This is a genomic window from Streptomyces sp. NBC_01241 (assembly GCF_041435435.1).
In the GTDB taxonomy this organism is placed as follows: Bacteria; Actinomycetota; Actinomycetes; order Streptomycetales; family Streptomycetaceae; genus Streptomyces.
The window spans coordinates 5,436,394-5,453,757 of record NZ_CP108494.1 but is presented as its reverse complement, the minus strand read 5'-3'; the positions used below and the strand labels follow the sequence as shown (position 1 = coordinate 5,453,757).

At 67.2% G+C, this 17,364-nt stretch carries 21 protein-coding genes; 8 read left to right on the top strand and 13 right to left on the bottom strand.

The window, feature by feature from the left end; translation table 11 throughout:
- Window positions 1-80 precede the first annotated feature (80 nt).
- From OG306_RS24570 to OG306_RS24555, 3 genes are all read left to right on the top strand, one after another.
- The gene (locus OG306_RS24570) at window positions 81-2,681 is read left to right on the top strand and encodes an MDR family MFS transporter (protein ID WP_323183925.1); all 2,601 of its coding nucleotides are present in this window, start codon (window positions 81-83) and stop codon (window positions 2,679-2,681) included.
- Window positions 2,682-2,872: 191 nt separating this feature from the next.
- Window positions 2,873-3,445, top strand: a complete 573-nt coding sequence (locus OG306_RS24565; RefSeq protein WP_266748231.1) for a dihydrofolate reductase family protein — start codon at window positions 2,873-2,875, stop codon at window positions 3,443-3,445.
- A gap of 746 nt (window positions 3,446-4,191) precedes the next feature.
- Window positions 4,192-4,581 carry a hypothetical protein gene (locus OG306_RS24555; protein WP_266748230.1) on the top strand — a complete coding sequence of 130 codons (390 nt, stop codon included), beginning with the start codon at window positions 4,192-4,194 and terminating at the stop codon, window positions 4,579-4,581.
- Between the two features lie 426 nt (window positions 4,582-5,007).
- On the opposite strand, the gene OG306_RS24550 is transcribed toward OG306_RS24555, so the two are convergent.
- From OG306_RS24550 to OG306_RS24525, 6 genes are all read right to left on the bottom strand, one after another.
- Window positions 5,008-5,688: an HAD family hydrolase gene (locus OG306_RS24550; protein WP_266748229.1), complete on the bottom strand. Its 681-nt coding sequence runs from the start codon at window positions 5,686-5,688 to the stop codon at window positions 5,008-5,010.
- 56 nt (window positions 5,689-5,744) lie between these two features.
- Window positions 5,745-6,209 carry a hypothetical protein gene (locus tag OG306_RS24545; RefSeq protein ID WP_371665614.1) on the bottom strand — a complete coding sequence of 155 codons (465 nt, stop codon included), beginning with the start codon at window positions 6,207-6,209 and terminating at the stop codon, window positions 5,745-5,747.
- A gap of 143 nt (window positions 6,210-6,352) precedes the next feature.
- Window positions 6,353-6,706 carry a hypothetical protein gene (locus OG306_RS24540; RefSeq protein WP_266748227.1) on the bottom strand — a complete coding sequence of 118 codons (354 nt, stop codon included), beginning with the start codon at window positions 6,704-6,706 and terminating at the stop codon, window positions 6,353-6,355.
- 110 nt (window positions 6,707-6,816) lie between these two features.
- Window positions 6,817-7,038, bottom strand: a complete 222-nt coding sequence (locus OG306_RS24535) for a recombinase (protein ID WP_266748226.1) — start codon at window positions 7,036-7,038, stop codon at window positions 6,817-6,819.
- A gap of 32 nt (window positions 7,039-7,070) precedes the next feature.
- Window positions 7,071-7,466, bottom strand: coding sequence for a hypothetical protein (locus tag OG306_RS24530; protein ID WP_266748225.1), 396 nt, complete (start codon window positions 7,464-7,466; stop codon window positions 7,071-7,073).
- Window positions 7,467-7,747: 281 nt separating this feature from the next.
- Window positions 7,748-8,323, bottom strand: a complete 576-nt coding sequence (locus OG306_RS24525; RefSeq protein ID WP_266748224.1) for an ATP-binding protein — start codon at window positions 8,321-8,323, stop codon at window positions 7,748-7,750.
- A 321-nt stretch (window positions 8,324-8,644) separates the two neighbouring features.
- On the opposite strand from OG306_RS24525, the gene OG306_RS24520 reads away from it, so the two are divergent.
- The 5 genes from OG306_RS24520 (at window position 8,645) to OG306_RS24500 (ending at window position 11,373) form a co-directional block, all read left to right on the top strand.
- Entirely contained in the window at window positions 8,645-9,496 is an 852-nt protein-coding gene (locus OG306_RS24520; protein ID WP_266748223.1) for a DUF5753 domain-containing protein, read from the top strand.
- A gap of 11 nt (window positions 9,497-9,507) precedes the next feature.
- Window positions 9,508-9,699 (top strand): hypothetical protein, encoded by a 192-nt coding sequence (locus OG306_RS24515; RefSeq protein ID WP_266748222.1) that lies wholly within the window; start codon window positions 9,508-9,510, stop codon window positions 9,697-9,699.
- A gap of 102 nt (window positions 9,700-9,801) precedes the next feature.
- Complete coding sequence (locus tag OG306_RS24510; protein ID WP_266748221.1) at window positions 9,802-10,131, top strand: hypothetical protein; 330 nt, start codon at window positions 9,802-9,804, stop codon at window positions 10,129-10,131.
- Window positions 10,107-10,523 (top strand): type II toxin-antitoxin system VapC family toxin, encoded by a 417-nt coding sequence (locus OG306_RS24505; RefSeq protein WP_266748220.1) that lies wholly within the window; start codon window positions 10,107-10,109, stop codon window positions 10,521-10,523. The genes OG306_RS24510 and OG306_RS24505 overlap by 25 nt, the downstream gene beginning before the upstream one ends.
- Before the next feature lie 286 nt (window positions 10,524-10,809).
- Entirely contained in the window at window positions 10,810-11,373 is a 564-nt protein-coding gene (locus OG306_RS24500; protein WP_266748219.1) for a dihydrofolate reductase family protein, read from the top strand.
- Between the two features lie 166 nt (window positions 11,374-11,539).
- Here the strand turns inward: OG306_RS24500 and OG306_RS24495 are convergent, their stop codons facing one another.
- The 7 genes from OG306_RS24495 to OG306_RS24465 all read right to left on the bottom strand — a co-directional run bounded on the left by OG306_RS24495 (window position 11,540) and on the right by OG306_RS24465 (window position 17,364).
- The gene (locus tag OG306_RS24495) at window positions 11,540-12,199 is read right to left on the bottom strand and encodes an OmpA family protein (protein ID WP_371665613.1); all 660 of its coding nucleotides are present in this window, start codon (window positions 12,197-12,199) and stop codon (window positions 11,540-11,542) included.
- Window positions 12,199-12,816 carry a hypothetical protein gene (locus OG306_RS24490; protein WP_371665612.1) on the bottom strand — a complete coding sequence of 206 codons (618 nt, stop codon included), beginning with the start codon at window positions 12,814-12,816 and terminating at the stop codon, window positions 12,199-12,201. The genes OG306_RS24495 and OG306_RS24490 overlap by 1 nt, the downstream gene beginning before the upstream one ends.
- A gap of 31 nt (window positions 12,817-12,847) precedes the next feature.
- Window positions 12,848-13,453 carry a pilus assembly protein TadG-related protein gene (locus OG306_RS24485; protein ID WP_371665611.1) on the bottom strand — a complete coding sequence of 202 codons (606 nt, stop codon included), beginning with the start codon at window positions 13,451-13,453 and terminating at the stop codon, window positions 12,848-12,850.
- The gene (locus OG306_RS24480; RefSeq protein ID WP_371665610.1) at window positions 13,450-13,683 is read right to left on the bottom strand and encodes a hypothetical protein; all 234 of its coding nucleotides are present in this window, start codon (window positions 13,681-13,683) and stop codon (window positions 13,450-13,452) included. The genes OG306_RS24485 and OG306_RS24480 overlap by 4 nt, the downstream gene beginning before the upstream one ends.
- Before the next feature lie 245 nt (window positions 13,684-13,928).
- Entirely contained in the window at window positions 13,929-15,038 is a 1,110-nt protein-coding gene (locus tag OG306_RS24475; protein ID WP_266748215.1) for a response regulator transcription factor, read from the bottom strand.
- A gap of 58 nt (window positions 15,039-15,096) precedes the next feature.
- Window positions 15,097-16,425: a sensor histidine kinase gene (locus OG306_RS24470; RefSeq protein ID WP_266748214.1), complete on the bottom strand. Its 1,329-nt coding sequence runs from the start codon at window positions 16,423-16,425 to the stop codon at window positions 15,097-15,099.
- 51 nt (window positions 16,426-16,476) lie between these two features.
- Window positions 16,477-17,364: a DUF5936 domain-containing protein gene (locus OG306_RS24465; protein ID WP_266752394.1), complete on the bottom strand. Its 888-nt coding sequence runs from the start codon at window positions 17,362-17,364 to the stop codon at window positions 16,477-16,479.

Genomic DNA, 17,364 nt, shown 5'->3' with positions numbered 1-17,364 from the left:
GGTACGGCGGTACGGCCGAGGGCGGAATCATTCACCGTGATTCGACACCGGGGTCCGGGCTCCTCAACTACCTTGTTGCCGTGGACCAATTGATCACCGAGGATCCGACACGCATCGGCCCGTACCGCCTGATAGCTCGTCTGGGCGCGGGCGGTATGGGCCTGGTGTACCTGGGCCGCTCGGAGGCCGGACGGACCGTGGCTGTGAAGGTGGTGCAGGCCGAGCACGCCCAGCACCCGGAATTCCGTAGGCGGTTCGCCCGCGAGGTGGCGGCTGCCCGGCGGGTGGGCGGGACCTGGACGGCAGCCGTGCTCGACGCCGACACCGAGGCCACGGTGCCCTGGGTGGCGACCCAGTACATTCCCGGGCCCGATCTGACCTCCGTGGTCGCCAAGGACTTCGGGCCGTTGCCCGAGCACTCGGTCCGCACGCTCGCCAACCGCCTGGCGGTGGCTCTGCAGTCGGTCCACGGGGCGGGCCTGATCCACCGCGACCTGAAGCCGTCCAACGTGCTGGTGACGGTGGACGGCCCGCGTGTGATCGACTTCGGTATCGCACGGGCCATGGACAGCCTCGCCGGGGACAGCCTGCACACCCGCACCGGGATGCTCATCGGCTCCCCCGGCTTCATGTCGCCCGAGCAGGTGCGCGGCCTCGAACTCACGGCGGCCAGCGATGTGTTCTGCCTGGGTGCCGTCCTGGTCTACGCAGCCACCGGCCGCCTCCTCTTCGGCGCCACGGAAACCGGCCTGAACGCGCACCTCTTCCGGATCGCGGAGGAGGAGGCGGACCTGACCGGCGTACCGGAGTCGCTCGTCGACCTCGTACGGGAATGCCTGCACAAGGACCCGGCCCAGCGGCCCACGCCCGCCGACGTGGCCGCCCGCACGGCCACCGACCAGGACGGCGAATGGCTACCCGGCTCGGTGCTCGCCCAACTCGGGCGACATGCCGCTCAGTTGCTGGACTTCACCCCGGAGACACGGGCCGGGCAGCCGGACCCGCGTATCCCCGCCCAGGCCCAGCGTCCCCCGCAGCCCCAACCACTTCCCCCGCCTCCCGCGTACACCCCGACGACCCCGGCGGCGCCGGGCGGTGGTCCGCCGGGGTTCGCACCATCCGCGGGCCCGGTGCCCGGCGGCCTGCCGATGCCCCCCGCCCCGGCCGGTGCCCTGGTCCCGCACCCCAGGCGGTGGTGGGGACTGGGGGTGGCCGCGCTGGCGCAGCTGCTGGTGCTGATCGGCACGACGACCACGAGCCTGGCGCTCCCGTCGATCTACGCCGATCTGCGCCTCTCTGCCGACGACCTGAACTCGATGCCCATCGCCTCTGGACTGGCATTCGGCATACTGCTGCTGCTCGGTGGACACCTTGCTGATCTCCTCGGCCGCAAAAGGATGTTGATCACCGGTTTGGCCGGCTACGCGGTGGCGTGCGCGATCGGCGGCTCGGCCCCTTCTTTCGGCGTGCTCATCGGGGCCGGCGCCCTGCAGGGCGCGTCCGCCGCGCTGCTCTCCTCGGCCGTGCTGGCGCTGGTGTCGGCCGGCTTCACCGGTCCGAAGGAGCGGGGCAGGGCTTTCGGGATCTACGCGGCGATCGCCGGCGGCGGGACGGCGATCGGCCTGTACGCGAACGCATGGCTGATCGACGGTCTGAGCTGGCGCTTGTCCCTGTACGCCGGCATCCCGCTCGCCGTGATGGCCCTGATCGGTGCGGCCGTCCTGGTGCACGACACCCCGGTCCGCACCCCTGCCCGCCTCGACGTGCCGGGCCTGCTGCTCGGCTCCGCCGGGCTTGCCGCCCTCGTCCACGGCTTCAACCAGGCCCAGTCGCACGGCTGGACCGACCTTCTGGTCGTGATCTTCCTCGTGGGCGGACTCGCACTGCTCCTGCTCTTCGCCTGGTGGCAGACCAGGACGACCACCCCTCTTCTGCCGCCGTACGTCTTCCAGGACCGCAACCGTTTCGGCTCCTGCCTCGCCCTGACCTTCATCGGCATGGGCGTGTTCGTCCAGAACCTGGTCCTGACCAGGTACCTGCAGGGTGCCCTCGGCTATGCCCCGTCCGAGATCGGCTCGGCCCTGCTGCCCATGGCCGGTGCGGTCGTCATCGCCTCCACCCAGGTCTCGGCCCGCCTGTACCGCCGGCTGGCACCCCGCAACATCATCGTGCCGGGCCTGGTACTGGCGGCGATCGGCCTGACACTCCTGACCGGCCTCGACACCGACAGCGCGTACGCCACCCAGGTGCTGCCCGGCACTCTCCTCATCGGCTTCGGTCTCGGCCTGGCCTTCGTGCCGCTCTTCGCCACCGCGACCGGCGAGATCTCCCCGCAGGACTCCGGCGGGACCTCCGCGATGGTCAGCATGGCCCAGCAGTCGGGCGGCTGGGCCGCCTCGCCCCTGTTCGGCGGCATCCTCGCCTCGGCGGTCGCCGCCCGGCTGGATCACACATCGGGCGCTCCTGACGGCATGAACAAAGCAGCCGAACAAGGCGTCCTGCTCGGCGGACAGAAGCTTCCGGCAGCACTGTCCGGCGTGGTGAGGGAGATGGACAGGGCGGTCCTGGGCGGCTACTCCGTCATCCTCTGGTGGGCGGTCGGCCTCACGCTGCTCGCAGGCCTGCTCACCGGCCTGCTGGTCACGGCCCAGGCCCCGCGTGGTGGCCCCCGCTCCCGGTGATCCCGTACCCCAGTTCGACATCCAAGAGCCCCGCAGCACGTGCGAAGTCGTTTCGGTGGTGACCGATGAGTTTCTCCACGACCGGCGGTCAGTTCGTCATAGATAGTTGGTGCACCGCAGCCACGAAGCCGGTCGACGTGTGCACCGTCCGAACTGCTGCGAACCAGCCGCGTGACATTGGGAGATCTCAGATGCGCACCCTGATCAGCACCGCCTTCGTCTCGCTCGACGGCGTAGTGGAGGCCCCGGGCGGCGAGCCCGGATATCGGAACTCGGGATGGACCTTCAAGGACATGGAGTTCCTCCCGGAGGCATTCGAGATCAAGGGCCGTGAGCAGCAGGAAGCCACCGCGATGATGATGGGCCGGGTCAGCTACGAGGCGTTCAGCCAGGTCTGGCCGGGCATGGAGGACTTCACCGACTACAACGCGATGCCGAAGTACGTCGTCTCCACCACCCTCGCCGAGGACGCCCTGGTCTCGAACTGGGGCGAGACCACGATCCTGCGCTCGCTCGACGAGGTCGCCGCGCTGAAGGAGACCGAGGGCGGCCCGATCATCATTCACGGCAGCGCCACCCTCAACCGGAACCTCTCGGACGCCGGCCTGATCGACCGCTACCACCTGCTTGTGTTCCCGCTGCTGCTCGGCGCGGGCAAGCGTCTGTTCAGTGACACGGACAAGGACACCCAGAAGCTGAATCTGGTCGAGCACGAGGCGTACTCCAACGGTCTGCAGAAGAACGTCTTCGACGTCGTCCGCTGACGCCGGCTCCCGCGCTCGCCCTGCCGCTCCGCAGGGCGAGCCCGCCTGCGGACGTGGCACCTGTAGGAGCCGATCCGTACCAGCAGGTCGCCCACCAAGGCGGGTGCGAGGGCGGCCGGGGTGGGACAGGAGGAGACAGCCCTGGCGCTCTGGCGACTGTTCCGGCACTGACAGGAGGAGCTGACCACAAGGTTCGCTTCCCGCCGAACAACCGGCAGGGCCGACCCCATCACGCCGAGCCTCAACGCGGCAACCGCACCCACGACTTGATACCTCGCTGCGGCGCATTCGCCTCGCAGGATCCCCACTCCCCGCCCCAGTCGTCCACGACAGCCGCCAGCAGCCAGAGCGCCCGCCGACGGCGCGCCTCGCAGAGCGTGGCCATGTCCGGTTCGGGGTGGTGGGGGTGCTGATCCCCGTGATAACGCAGGCCCTCGGCGATGTTGTCCCACCCGGCCAGGCGGAGCGGTTGCCGAGGGCGCCCGGGCCGCCGTCGGTGACGGGCTCTCGGGCGTCGGTGGCAAACTGATCGAGACCGGAGGCCGGGCGGAGAAGGCGATCGGCCGGGGCTCCATCGTCCTGCACACCGTCGCCGCCGACATCGGCGGACGGCCGGACACAGTGAAGGGCGGGAGGGCGGTCATGAACGGCGATCCCGCGCACCCCCTGATCCAAACGGGGGTGTGCGGAAGGCCTCTTCCGCGCACCCCCGGTCTCCCGACCCCACCGATCCGGAAGGACCGGCCATGGCGGCAGCACCCTCCACCGCGGTCTCGTCACTCGCCTTCATACTCGGCTACGGCGTCTTCTGCGCCTCCTACATCGCGCTCACCGTCAACTGGAAACAGCGGTCGCTGCTGCTGTGGATTCTTCCCGTGCTCGGCGGCGGGCTGGCTCTGGGACGTGTCAGGGGCGAGACACTGAACCTGCTGCTCTTCGGTTTCGGTGGCTGTATCACCGCTTTGGCCTTCCGCCTGTTCTTTCCGCGTGGTAAGCGCAAGGAAGCCAACCGCCGGATAGCGGCGGGCGAAAATGTTCCCGAGAAGGAATACGAGCCGCCGCAATGGGTGGTGTGGACCTCCGTAGGCGGCATCTTGGCCTGGATCGTCTTCACGTTCATCATCTTCAGAAGCTGACCGCACCCACCTGAGCGTCCACGCCTCTCAGAAATCACTTCCGGGGGTGCCGCACGCACAAGCTGCGTGCGGCACCCCCGGCGTTGTGCGTTTCAGCCTCCGTACCGGGCCGGCATCGCCTGGTTGTCCCACATGCGTCCTACAGGAGAGAACTGATATGGCGTCCGGCGAGAAGGAGGGTCGCGAGGGCACCCGCCGTTCACCGTCATGACGTCGATGCCCTCCAAGTCCTAGGGTCTGTCCGGCGGATCTTTGATCTTCTCTGCACTAACTCCCGTGCGGGGGCCGCGGCATGACGGCTGACGCATTCTGGTGGGCGTCGCGCGGGCAACCTGACCCTCGGGACCGAGAAGGGCCTGGAGGTGGTGGCGGCCCGCGGATGTCCACAACGATCGACAGGCTGCCGGAGGACCGGGCCGGACCGTGTCAGAAGAGCTCCAGCAGTTCCGTCAGAGATGTGATGAAGGGGACCTCTGAGGTAACCGCGTTCCGGCAGACGGCGCGCCCGGCATAGCCGAGTGCGATGGCTGCGGCGACCAAGCCCGGATCATCGTCGATGAACATGCATTGCGCTGGTGCGAGACCCAGTGCATCGCTGGCGTGGTAATACATCCGCGGGTCTGGCTTCTGGCAGCCCAGCTCGGCTGAGATCGCGTACGCCTCGAAGTACCGGCGGATCCCGAGCCCCGCATGAAGCTCAGGCAGGTCGGGCCAGTTATCCGACACCACGGCCATCCGTACCTCGCGGCGGCTCAGTTCCTGCAGAGTTCCCACTACGTCTGGGTACGTCTCCAAGATCGTGGCCGGGGGGACATCGCGGCGCAGGTCCGCAAGGAGCTGGGTGGCCGGAGCCACACCGAGATAACACAAGATCGCCTGATGGTAGACGTCCCGATCGGGCTCTGATGATGAGCTGGCCAGGAACCGGTCACCTGCCGCAATGGCCGCGGTGAACTGCTCCGGGGTGATCGACGGGGCGTAGGCGAGGACGGTCTGCTCGAAGTCCGCCCGCGGGTTCCAGCGGCCACCAATCGGCTGCATCAGCACACCGCCCGAATCGAAGAGAACAGCACGGAGATCTTCATGTGCGCCTGGTCGTGTGGTCACCGCCCCAGTCTCGTGAACTTCGTTGTGAGAGTCGACTCTTGGCATGCTTCTCTGCACTAACTCCTGAAGGTGCTGAGCGTCAGCGGTTCGCCACGCGACCGTGTCTGGCCAGGTCGCGTCAGGTACGGCCGAGGAGTTCCTCGCGCCGGGCCAGCGCCCACGCGCGCTCCTCCTCGATGTCTGGAATGAAGTTCTGCCGCAGGAATGCCGCCCAGGGGTCCGCGGGCCCGGTTTTCGGGCACCGGGTTGAGCACCGGCCCACGCCCGAAGTGCAGGTGGGAGGCGTAGAAGCCGTGCACCGCCGACAGGTTGTGCGCGATCGTGACCGGGGCGTACCCCGCCGCCAGGATCCGCTTGCCGGTCTTGGGGTTCACCGCCCCGGGCGGGTACCCGCCTTCACGCTGTCTGTGCCGCTGCGGGTTGCGGGCCGACCGAAGCCAGCCGATCACCGCGGCCGCCTCGGCCTCGGTGGCCTGTTCCCAGCCGACGTCCACGGTCCACAGCACCCTTCTCTGCACCAAGTCAACTTCAAGGGCTGTGGAGTCCCACTGCCCTTGTCAGAGCTATGGATCGGGGGCAGTTCGATCAGGTGGGGACAGGCCGGCCTCAACCCGAGCTGGGGAGGCCGGCCTTCCTGTTCAGACGGCTTGGCGTCGGGAGGTTTTCAGTACTGAACGCTGACAGAGCCGAGGGTGAACGGCTGTTCCCCATCCCGGTGCCCGCTCAGGCGCAGGCCACGAGCGATGATTTGTCCGTCGGACTGACCCGCCAGATCGTCGATGGTAATGAACTCGGTGGTTGTCGGGTTGCCATAGGTCTGCAGCTTGTAGCGGAGCTGTCGGCCCCTCGGATCGCGGCAGAGAGTGATGAGCACGCGGGAGGAAACGTTCTCAAGCCTGAAGTACTTGAGGTTTCCGCTGATGTTTTGCAGGGCCTCTTCTCCGGCCTCCGGGACCGGCACGGTGACCGTCTCCGTCGCGTTGTCGGGGTGGTCGACGAAGGTGATCTGCCCGTTCATATGCACCATTCTCTGCCAGGTCGAGCCTGGCTGGGTGTTCGCCGTTCCCGGACGGGACGGCCGTAGCGGAACGCTATCGAGCCGGGGCACTGGGGGAGTTTGCGTTCTGCTCATGGCGAATGTGGCTGACTGGTCGGGATGCCCAGGGCGACCGTGGCTCTGCAGGTGAGCCGGGCGGCATCGGCCTGCTTGGTGCGGACGAAGGTCAAGGTCAGGTCGATGCCCTCAATCTTGCCGAGCCACTGCTCTTCCTCGGTGCGCTTGCGGCGCAGAACCAGGTACCTTTCGATCTCCGCGAGCCTGGGCAGAATCTTCGGGTTGACCCGCAGCATGGGGCATCGGATGCAGCCTTCTCTGGACCAAGTCAAGTGGTTCGCTCGTCGGGTCCTGACCGGTTCGTGGGCAGTGAGAGCCAGTCGTCTGTGTCGCGGTGGCGGCCGAGTCCGACTGCAGCGAACTCGTCGACGTGATTGCCCTTGGCGGCGCCGAGTCGCCTCAGCGCCTGAGAGATCGGAGTGCCGGTCGTCGGCGACGGCTCCCCTTCGGCCAGGCGCAATGGGCCAAGGACTGTCTTCCCTGCATCCCAGACCTGTGCGGTCTGGGTCCCTGCCCCGCCGAAGTAGTCGGCCTCGATGTAGGCCACCGGTCCTGTCTCCGAGCATGCGGTCAGCAGGCGATCAAAGCCGACTGGTGCCTTCCAGAGTCCGTTGAGTTCGGAGGCTCCGGCGGCCGTGACAGCATCGAACAGCGCGTCGGTCATCGGCAGGAGCCAGAGGTGTTGGCCGAGAGGAGCGAGGCATGCCTCCGTGGTGGAGCCAGCCAACTCGCGGAGCACGGATTCGGTGGCGATGACCGCCTGCAGGCAATACATCCCCTCATTCTTCCCTGGCCGCTGATCGCAGCGCGATGCCGCGTATGCCGAGGTCGACCGCCGCGAAGGGGCCATGGGCCAGCCGCTCCGTGGCCCCTTCGGAGCAATTACTTTCCCGGCTCACACGGAACACTGCCGTGTGAGCCGGGAGTTCAGCGTGATCGCGAACGTCAACGGGGCAGCACGACCCAGGACTTGGTGCCACGCTGCGGCGGAGAAGCCTCACAGGCGCCCCACTCCCCGCCCCAGTCGTCCACGACAGCCGCCAACAGCCAGAGCGCGCGCCGCCGCCTCGTCTCGCAGAGTGTGACCATGTCCGATTCGGGGTGCTGGGGATGCTGGTCCCAGACGAGGAGGCGGAGCGCGTCGTCCCGGTGGCGTAGGGATACGTACAGCTCCTTTCCGGGGCTCATCCTGGCCGTGACGGCGATGAGTTCGGCCGCAGCGTGCGTGGCCGGCCAGACGTACGGGGTCAGCCCGTGCGCCTCCAGAGCGGCGGCGATCGCCGTACGCCCGATGAACGCACTACGGACATCACCCGGCAGCGTGAAGCTCAGCGCGAGGCCGCGCGCGGAGCGGCCCCTGGAGCGCAGGTAGGGCTGCGGGAGCTGTTGGAGTTGCGGGAGCTGCTGGTGCGGGCCGCGGAGTGAGGCCGAGGGCAGATTCGGATGGGGATGGGGATACAGGCCCGTTGTACGCGCTTCGGCGAGAACCGGGCAGAGTGCGGTGAATGGAGATGAGTGCATGACTGACTCCCCTGATACGAGTGGCGAGTTGACGGCGTCTCTCTTCCGCGTGGGCGCGCACAGATGGCTCACACTGTTGCGCTGCGGATGAGCAGTGGCCTGTCTCCCTGACGCGGGCCCGCCCCTCCCAGGGAAGGAGGTTGCGGGCAGGACCGCGCGATGCACTTCCGGCTCGCTGTCGCTGTGTGAGCGGTGCGTGACCCAAAGTAGCGCAGCAGCGGCACTCGTGTCATCGAATCGGAGGCAATTACCTCCCTCTTGTTGGACTGGGTACCCAACGCGGCGGCAGACTGTGCGCACAGTCCGTGAAAGAGAGGGCCTATGCCAAGCAGTTCCACTCCGACAGAGCGCCAGAAGCGACTCGGTGCCGAACTGCGCAAGATGCGCGTCGCAGCCGAGGCAACCACCGCCTACGCGGCTGGCTTGCTGGGCATCGACCGGACGAAAATCTCCAACATGGAGGCCGGAGTCCGTCCGATTGCCCCCGCACGTGTCCGCACATTGGCCTGCAACTACGCCTGTGCCGACGCACGTTACGTTGAAGCACTTGCAGAGATGGCCGAACCACGCGAGCGTGGGTGGTGGGAGCAGTACAGGGGAACGCTCCCGTCAGGCCTCCTGGATATCGCCGAACTCGAATGGCATGCGGCCCGCATCCGTACAGCTCAGACCGTCCACCTCCCCGGCCTGCTCCACACAGACGGATACGCCCGCGCGGTGTTCGGCGCCGTTCTGCCCGAGCTGTCCCGTCTGGAGATCGAGTTGCGGGTGGCGCACCGAATGGAAAGGCAACAGGTACTCGACCGTGAGAACCCCATCGCCTACGTGGGCTACGTCCACGAAGTCGCCCTGCGCATGCAGTTCGGCGGCCGGGACGTCGCACGGGAGCAGCTGCTCCATCTGTGTGAGATGTCCGAACGCGAGCACATCGATGTACGGGTGATTCCAGTCAACCGAGGCGCATTCCCTGGAGCCGGGCACGCGCTCCTCTATGCCCATGGCGTCGTACCGCAACTCGATACCGTGCAGCTCGATTCAGCTCACGGCCCCGCATTCATGCACGCCGATGCGCAGCTGACCAAATACCGCGCGCACCTGGACTGGATGGAGAGTGCAGCGCTCCCCTCCGCCGCTTCCAGGGATTTCATTCACGCCATCTCTGGTCAACTTTAAGGAAGTTCAGCATGTCCGAGATCAACTGGGAAGAGCCTTACTGCGGCGAAGGCAACAACTGCTTCAGGATCGGCACAGACACAGAAGGCAACGGGTTCATCGCTGTCCGAGGCCAGGAGGATCGATACCTCACCGACAGCCGCGAGGCGCTCCAGCAAATGATCCGCGACATCAAGGCCGGCAAGGCCGACCACCTGCTGTAGCAAGCCACCGGGCACCCACCGCCCCCAGGGCGCTCCCCCGCGCACTGGGGGCCCGCGGACGTCCGGCGAGAGCTTTGCCACATGAATTGCTACCATTGGTTCATGGATACTCCTGCGGAATACGGACCCGACGAGGGCCCCGCCCAGAAGGTCAGCGTTTCCATGCCTGCCGGCCGGATCGCCGCCGTGAAGGCACGGGTCGGAGCCCGCGGCTTCTCGGCCTACATCAGTGCGGCCGTGGAACGGCAGATACAGCGCGATCTGCTGGAGGAGCTGCTCCAGGCCAAGGAAGCGGAGATCGGTCCACCGAACCAGGAAATCCAGGACTGGGCTGCGGAAATCTTCCGGGAAGCCGAAGGTCTGTCGATGCAGGAACGCGTCGAGTCGGCAGCGGAGGGGGAATCCGGGTGGGACGTCCACAAGGCCGGCTGAGCCACGGCATCCTCCTCCTCGACTCCGAGGGGCTGAACCGGTTCATCGACAATGATCCCCGCATCGTCGGACTCGTCCGGGCTGCTCAGTCCAAGGACACCTTGGTCGCTGTCAGCAACCTGACGCTGATCGAGACCTGGCATTCAAAGGTCCGAATGGACCGCTTTCGGTGGCACGTATCCCGTCTCGAAGTGCTGCCTGTGACCGAGGCGATCACGTGGCAGGCCATCGACCTGCTCCGCAATGCGAACCTCCACGGACACAAGTACGCCATCGATTCCGTCGTGGCCGCAACAGCACTGAGCTACGCGGGTCCACGGGTCGTCGTCACATCGGACGTGGACGACATCAACAAACTCTGCGGAGACCGGGTACGGACCGTGGGCGTCTGAGGAAGCGCATGCGAAGGGTCGGGACCTCAGTGTGTCAGGGTCCCGACCTGTAGGGTCTCGCCGCCGATGACATGTCGATCTTCTGTGACCTGCTGGTTCTCTGTTGTCTCACCGCGATGTCACCCAAAATCAGTCTCAGATCGATGCCATTTCCTCGGCGGAACGATGAGTCTGCGGCTGGGCCACCGAGCACGAGGACTACATGTGAGCTCAGATCGCGCACCGATGAGTTTCCCGCGCCGCGCCGGTCTGTACGCGTGAGACCGACTCACGGAAGACTGGCGCCATGCGGAAACTGATCTACGGCATGAACCTGACCCTGGACGGCTACATCGCCGCGCCCGGCGACGACATCGGCTGGAGCGTGCCGAGCGACGAGCTGTTCCAGTTTTGGTCCGACCAGTTGCAGGCGACCGACCTGACGCTGTACGGGCGCAAGCTGTGGCAGACGATGAGCTCCTACTGGCCGACCGGCGACCAGCAGCCCAATGCCACCCCGGCGGAGATCGAGTTCGCGCGCCGCTGGCGGGACATGTCGAAGGTGGTGTTCTCCTCGACGATCGACAAGGTCGACTGGAACACCCGCCTGGTCACCGGCGACGCGGTCGCCGAGATCACCCGGCTCAAGGCCGAGGACGGCGGCCCGATGGACATCGGCGGCGCGACGCTCGCCGGGGCGGCCATGCGGGCCGGGCTGATTGACGAGTACGTGCTGGCCACCGCGCCGGTCCTGGTGGGCGGCGGCACGCCGTTCTTCACCGCAGTGGACAACTGGGTGAACCTGAACCTGGTGGAGACGCGGACGCTTCCCTGCGGCGTGATCCTGACCAGGTACGAGACGAGGCACTGAGCACCCGTCCTGGGTGACCCGGACTACCGCCCGAGCCACCCAGACGAGTGAAGCCCCTGAACTGCAAGTCTCATGGCAGTGGCATTTCTGCCATCCATCTGCCAACTGCCGTGAGATTCTGCCAAGGCTTTTGAGACCCTACAAACCCTTTCGGTCGGCGGGTGCCTCAGGAAGAGGTGCCTCGCGGGAAGGAGACCTCCACGCGACGGTTCTTCTTGCGGCCCTCTTCCGTGCTGTTGTCGGCGATCGGGTACTGCTCGCCGTAGCCGCGGATATCGAAGGTGACGTTCGGGCCCAACTGCTTGACCAGCACCGACTGCACGGCGTTGGCGCGCTGCTTGGACAGCACGTCGCCATGGGCCGAGGAACCGAGATTGTCGGTGAAGCCGAAGACACGCACCTTGGTCGAGTTCTGCTTCTTGATCTCGGCGGCGATCGCCGCGATACGCGCGTTGGCGGCGGAGCTCAGCTTGGCGCTGTCCTTGCCGAAGAGCACTTCGGCCTGGAGCGCGAACTTGATGTTCGCGTTGCTGTCCTCGCGACGCTCGTCGCCGCCCTCGTCCTCGACCACCTGGACGATGTCGAGAACCTTGGCCGGGGCGAGCGTGCCACCTTCGGGCATCTTCAGGTCGGGATCGTTGGGGTCGAGCTTGACCGGGGGCACCGATGTCGCTTCGGTGCCGGGCGGCACGCTCGGGCCGTCATCAGCCAGAGCCGTCGTCGCGCCGAAGACGGTACTGCCGGCGAGCAGTACCGCTACAGCGATGGCCCGCCCTGCGACATGGCGTTGCCCGCGCCGTGTACGAACGCATTCCATGTCGGCCATCACCCAGAAATCTTCAGCGAGGCAGTGGCGAACGTCGGCAGCGTGAAGTCGACTTCAGTGGTGGTTTCCGGCGGTGCCGGGAACTGCATGAAGACAGAGACCGACTTTCCGGCCTGAATCGCTGTCAACCCGGTGGTGCAGAGGCATCGCCCATCCGTGTCCCGAAGAATGTAGTAACGCTTCTTGCCGATCTTGTCCACAAGCGTGGCGCCTGCTACGGAATTCGGATTCTCGACCACGATGTTTTTCTCGTTGCCCGCCCACTGGCCGCCACTGCGAATACCGTCCCCGTCATTCTTGATCACGCCACTGACAGTAACGAACCCGCCGCTATCGCGCTTTACCTCATTGACGACAAGAGTCAGCCCGTCGCGGCCATTGACCTGAGCTAGTTTCACATTCGGGTCCACATTTTCCCCGGCAGCAGTGTCCTCCTGCTCCGCCCCCTTGTCCCCGTCGGAGGACTTGGAAGGCTCGGAGGACGGCGACGAACCAGCATCGTTCGTCTTCTTGCCACCACCGTCAGTGCCGCAACCTGTGACGGCCAGAGCCAAGGCCGCCGCCAGCGAGACGGCTGCCACCGCCCTTCGGGACTTGGTAGAGCGCCGAATGCTCATGGGTTCTGATTCCTTTACTCGTCGTTCGCCGTCAATTGTCGACCAGGTGCACGTCGTAGAGAATCTTGCTCACCTCGGACCAAGGCGGGGGACTGCCCGGGGCGATTTCGACCGTCCCGGCGCTCCCGCACGTGAAGATGTACAAGTCCATGACACCGTCATCGTTGAAGTCCAAGGCCTTCCATTCGCAACGGAACTCGACAATGGCAGTGGCCGTGGCCTTCGCGACCCTCTTCTTCGTACCGGGAATCACCGACGAGTCCACCGGCTTACGGCCCTTGACCTCAACCTTGATCCGGTCTCGACGGCCGCCAAGCGTCGGCAAGCAGTCGCTGAGTCTTGCCTGATTCTCTGCGGCAAATTTGCGAGCCGCGGGGCACCCGTAAACCCGGTGGGCCCGAAGGAACTGCTCCAGCATGTCCCCGGGGAGCGACGCGAGGAACCCGGTCCCGAAGTTTTCACGATTCTGTTGAGCAGCAGCCAGTGCGGCAGCATCCGCTGCACCCTGGGCCCCATTGCGCAAGGCCGACGCCTTGCCGACGGCAAAGAATGCGAACACGAGGAAGAGCAGGCCCGCCACCATCACTACGTAGATGGGGAAGGCCTGCCCTGCGTCGCGGCGACTTCGCTCGATCACGTGCCTGCGGTGATGGAGGTCACCAGGCGGTCGATCCGCTGCGAGATGTTGCCGCCGATCCCCGTAGCCATGATCGCCCCGATGATCGCCACGACCACCAGGATGATGCCCAAGTACTCGAACGCCGTCTGGCCCCGGTCCTTGGCCTCGTAACGCTTCTGGATCGCGCTGACCGCGGTATTGGCCCAGCCGTTGACGCGCACGGCGGTCTTCAGGGTGATGTTCGACATGGAAGTCCCCTCCGGGTTCGGCCGACCGGTGGCCGGCCGACTCGCACGTTTCTTGGGCGTCGCCAGCGGTTCCGGCTTCCTCCTGGCCGGAACCGCCGGCGACGTGAGAAACATACGGCGGCACACCGTGCTCGCCGGAGGGTCCCAGGGCCCATTCCCGGGCCCAAAGCATGAGTTGGGCCTCCCGCTCCGGTACGTACGGGGCCCCACGCCCCGCACGTACCACCACGCTCCCGCTGCGACGCTCAGCCACGGCGACCACCGGCCCCGTGCGCCCCCGGTCCCGCCGTGGGAGCCGTGCCGAGCCAGCGGGCAATGGCCTCGCTGCGGGTGGCGCTGTGCAGCTTGGTGAAGATGCGGTTGATGTGGTTCTTGACCGTCTTCTCGCTGATGAAGCAGGTGGCGGCGATCTGCTGATTGCTCATGCCGGAAGCGATCAGCTCCATGACCTCCACCTCCCGTGAACTCAGCCCGTACTGCCGCCTGTTGAGAGTTACGCCCGGCCCCCCGGTCACGGAAGACTGTGCCACAACTGGTTGCAGATGCGAAAGACCCTGTGCGGTGTGGACCGGTCGCATCGCAGGTGGAGCCGGTTCGGGCTTGGGTGCATGTGCAGGCGCACCGTGTTGCTGAGCGGAACTCGGGGCGTGGCCGTCGTAGCCGGGCCCCTGGTACGGAACACCCGTGGTCAGGGCCGCGCCGAGGCCCTCCGGGAGCGCTCGTCCCTGCGGGCCGGGACCCTGGCGCATGTGGGCCAGGAGGGCGTTTGCTGCGGTGGCGGTGAAGTGGGCCCGGCCGTTCTTGGTGTCGCGTACGGCCTGCACCAACTCGCCGGCGGTGAACTCGCCGTGGACCAGGTAGCCGCTCGCGCCCAGGCGCAGCGCCTCGTGGACGATCTCGCTCTCGCGGCTGTAGGTCAGCATCATGACCGGTGCGACCTGGACGAGGTGGGGCAGGGCGGAGATGCCGTCGACGCCCGGCATGCGGACGTCGAGCAGGACGACGTCCGGGCGGTGCAGAACGGCCATGTCGTAGGCCTGGCGGCCGTCCGCGGCCTCTGCCACGACGTCGATGTCGTCGCGGCCGGAGAGCAGGACGCCCAAGCCGGCCCGGACCACCGGGTTGTCGTCGGCGACGACGACCCGCAGGACACCGGGAACAGGCGGGGGCGCGGGGAAGGGGTACATGGACTCGGATGCCGCGGACTGCTGGGGGACGGGCGCGGGGGCGGGGACGGGGAACCCCGGGGAGCTGGGCTCCGAGTTGAGCGGGGTGACGTGCGAGGTCGTGTGCTGGGAGGCGTGGTTCTGTGCGGCCCAGTTCTGGCCCGACGCGCGGGAGACGTCGTCCGGCATCTGCGACCTCCTCTCAGGGTTTTATGGGGGGTGAGGGTGGGGTGGGACGTTGTGCGGTTCAGTCGGGGTGCTGCGGTTCCGGAGCGGTGGTGAGAGCGGTGGTGAGAGCGGCGATCGGGAGTTCCAGGCGGACTTCGGTTCCCCTGGCCGCCTGGCCCTTTCCGATCCGGATGCGGGCGCCGATGGACGCGGCGCGTTCGACCATGCCGACGAGGCCGAAGTGTCCGGCCTGCCGGAGGTCGTCGAGCGTCGTGCCCGGGGGCAGGCCTTGCCCGTCGTCGTAGACGCTGACGCGCAGGACATCGCCCTTCACGCCGACGAGTACGACGAGGTAGGTGGGGTGGGCGTGGCGGTGGGCGTTCTCCATCGCCTCGGAGGCGACGGTGAGCAGCTGGCGCGCGACGGCCTGGGGGACCTGCGGAATCGGTGCGTCGTCGAGCAGCCTGAAGGTGGCGGTGAGGCCGTGGCGGCGGGTGAAGTCGTCGGCGCGTGCCCGGAGTTCGCATACGACGTCCACGCCGCCGTCGAGTCCGGACTCGCGGCGCAGGTCGGAGAGGAGCTCCCGGGATTCGGCCGCCGCGCGGCGAGCGGCGCGGGCGACCAGTTCGGCCTGGTGCTTGACGGTGAGCGGGTCCATCCGGCCGGACGAGCCGGCCAGGCCGTCGGCCGCCAGCGCGAGACCGTGCAGGGTCTTGGCGACCGAGTCGTGCATTTCTCGGGCGAGCCGGGTGCGTTCGCCCTCCACGGCCTCGTTGACGGCCAAGCGGGCCCTGGTTTCGGTGAGGGCCTGACTGGCCGTCCCGAAGCGAAGGAGCAGATTGCGCAGGGTGACGCCGACGGCGCCCGCGATGACGCAGAAGCCGGGGAGGAGGAACGTCGTGGCGTCGGCGGGTTGCAGTTTCGTGTTGGTGCCGTACACGCCGAGGACGATGACGATCTGAAGTGCGGTGAAGACCGCCGCGCCGCGCCAGCCGTAGACGAGTCCGGCCAGCAGGGGGGTGCACACGGTGACGTACGCGAGGGTGGACTCGGGGCCGGCGGTGATCAGCAGCAGGGCGCCGAAGAAGGCGTCTATGCCGAGCAGCCAGGGGTGGCGCAGGAGTACGGGGCCGAAGCGTTCCCAGTCGCGGAACAGAACGTAACTGCCCATGAAGGTGACGAGGATGGCCGAGCCGATCAGCCAGGAGGCCAGTCCCTTCGCGGTGTGACCGATCGCGAACGGTGTGGCCATGGCGATCATCGCGAGCCGGAAGCCGAAGACCTGGCGGCACATCGCCTGGAGCGCGTTGACCTGGATCGCGAACGCCGGGCGCGCTCCGGGATCGGCGATCGCCTGACGCACCTCGACATTCAGCCCGGCCTGGATGCCACCGAGTGGGAACGACATGAGCCTGTCACCTCCTTCCGATCGTCCTGCCCACCGTCCGCCTCGTTCACGTCATCCGCCCGTGAGGAAGCCGAAGTCGATGTTGGCTCCGTAGACGAAGCCGACCGTCAGCAGCACCAGCGTTCCGGGGAGCAGGAACGTCGTGACGGCGAAGGTCGCCTTGGGTACGGCCCTGGCCGCCTTGCGGCGGGCGTTCTGGGCGTCGGTGCGGCGCATGTCGTTGGCGATCTGGATCAGCGTCTCGACGATCGGCGCACCGAGCTCCTCGCCCTGCTGGAGCGTGGTCACGAACATCGCCACCTGCTCCGAGTCATTGCGCTTGCGCAGTTGCTCGAAGGCCTCGCGACGGCTGACGCCCATGTCCATCTGGCGCAGGGTGATGCGGAGTTCGTCGGCCCAGGGGCCCTCGTACTTCTCGGCGACGCGTCCCAGTGCCTGGCGGAAGCCGAGACCCGCCGAGACGACGACGGCGAGGACGTCGAGGAAGTCGGGGAGCGTCCGGTCGATGTGGTCGCGGCGCACACGGACCGCCGACCAGATGCCGACCTCGACCCAGAAGATGCCGAAGGCGATCAGCAGCAGCGCGAAGAAGATCTGGCCGCGCAGGAGCATCGTGAAGGCGCCGAGCGCGCCGAGGCCGCCGTAGACGGCGCGGCGGGCGGCGTAGCGGTCGATCGTAAGACCGCCGGGGTTGCCCGCCAGGTCGATCTGGCGGCGCTTCTTGTTGACGGCCTTGGGTCCCATCATCCGCAGGACCGCGGGGGCCCAGCGCATGCCGAGCCGGTCGATACCGGAGCCGACCGCGCTGGTGCGGGTGGCGCCGACCTCCAGGGCGATCGCGAGGTCGCCGGGGAGCTTCGCGTCGCGCCGGTACATGCGGATACCGGCACTGACTCCGTACACCGCGAGACCCATGACGCCGGCGAGCAGCAGGCCCAT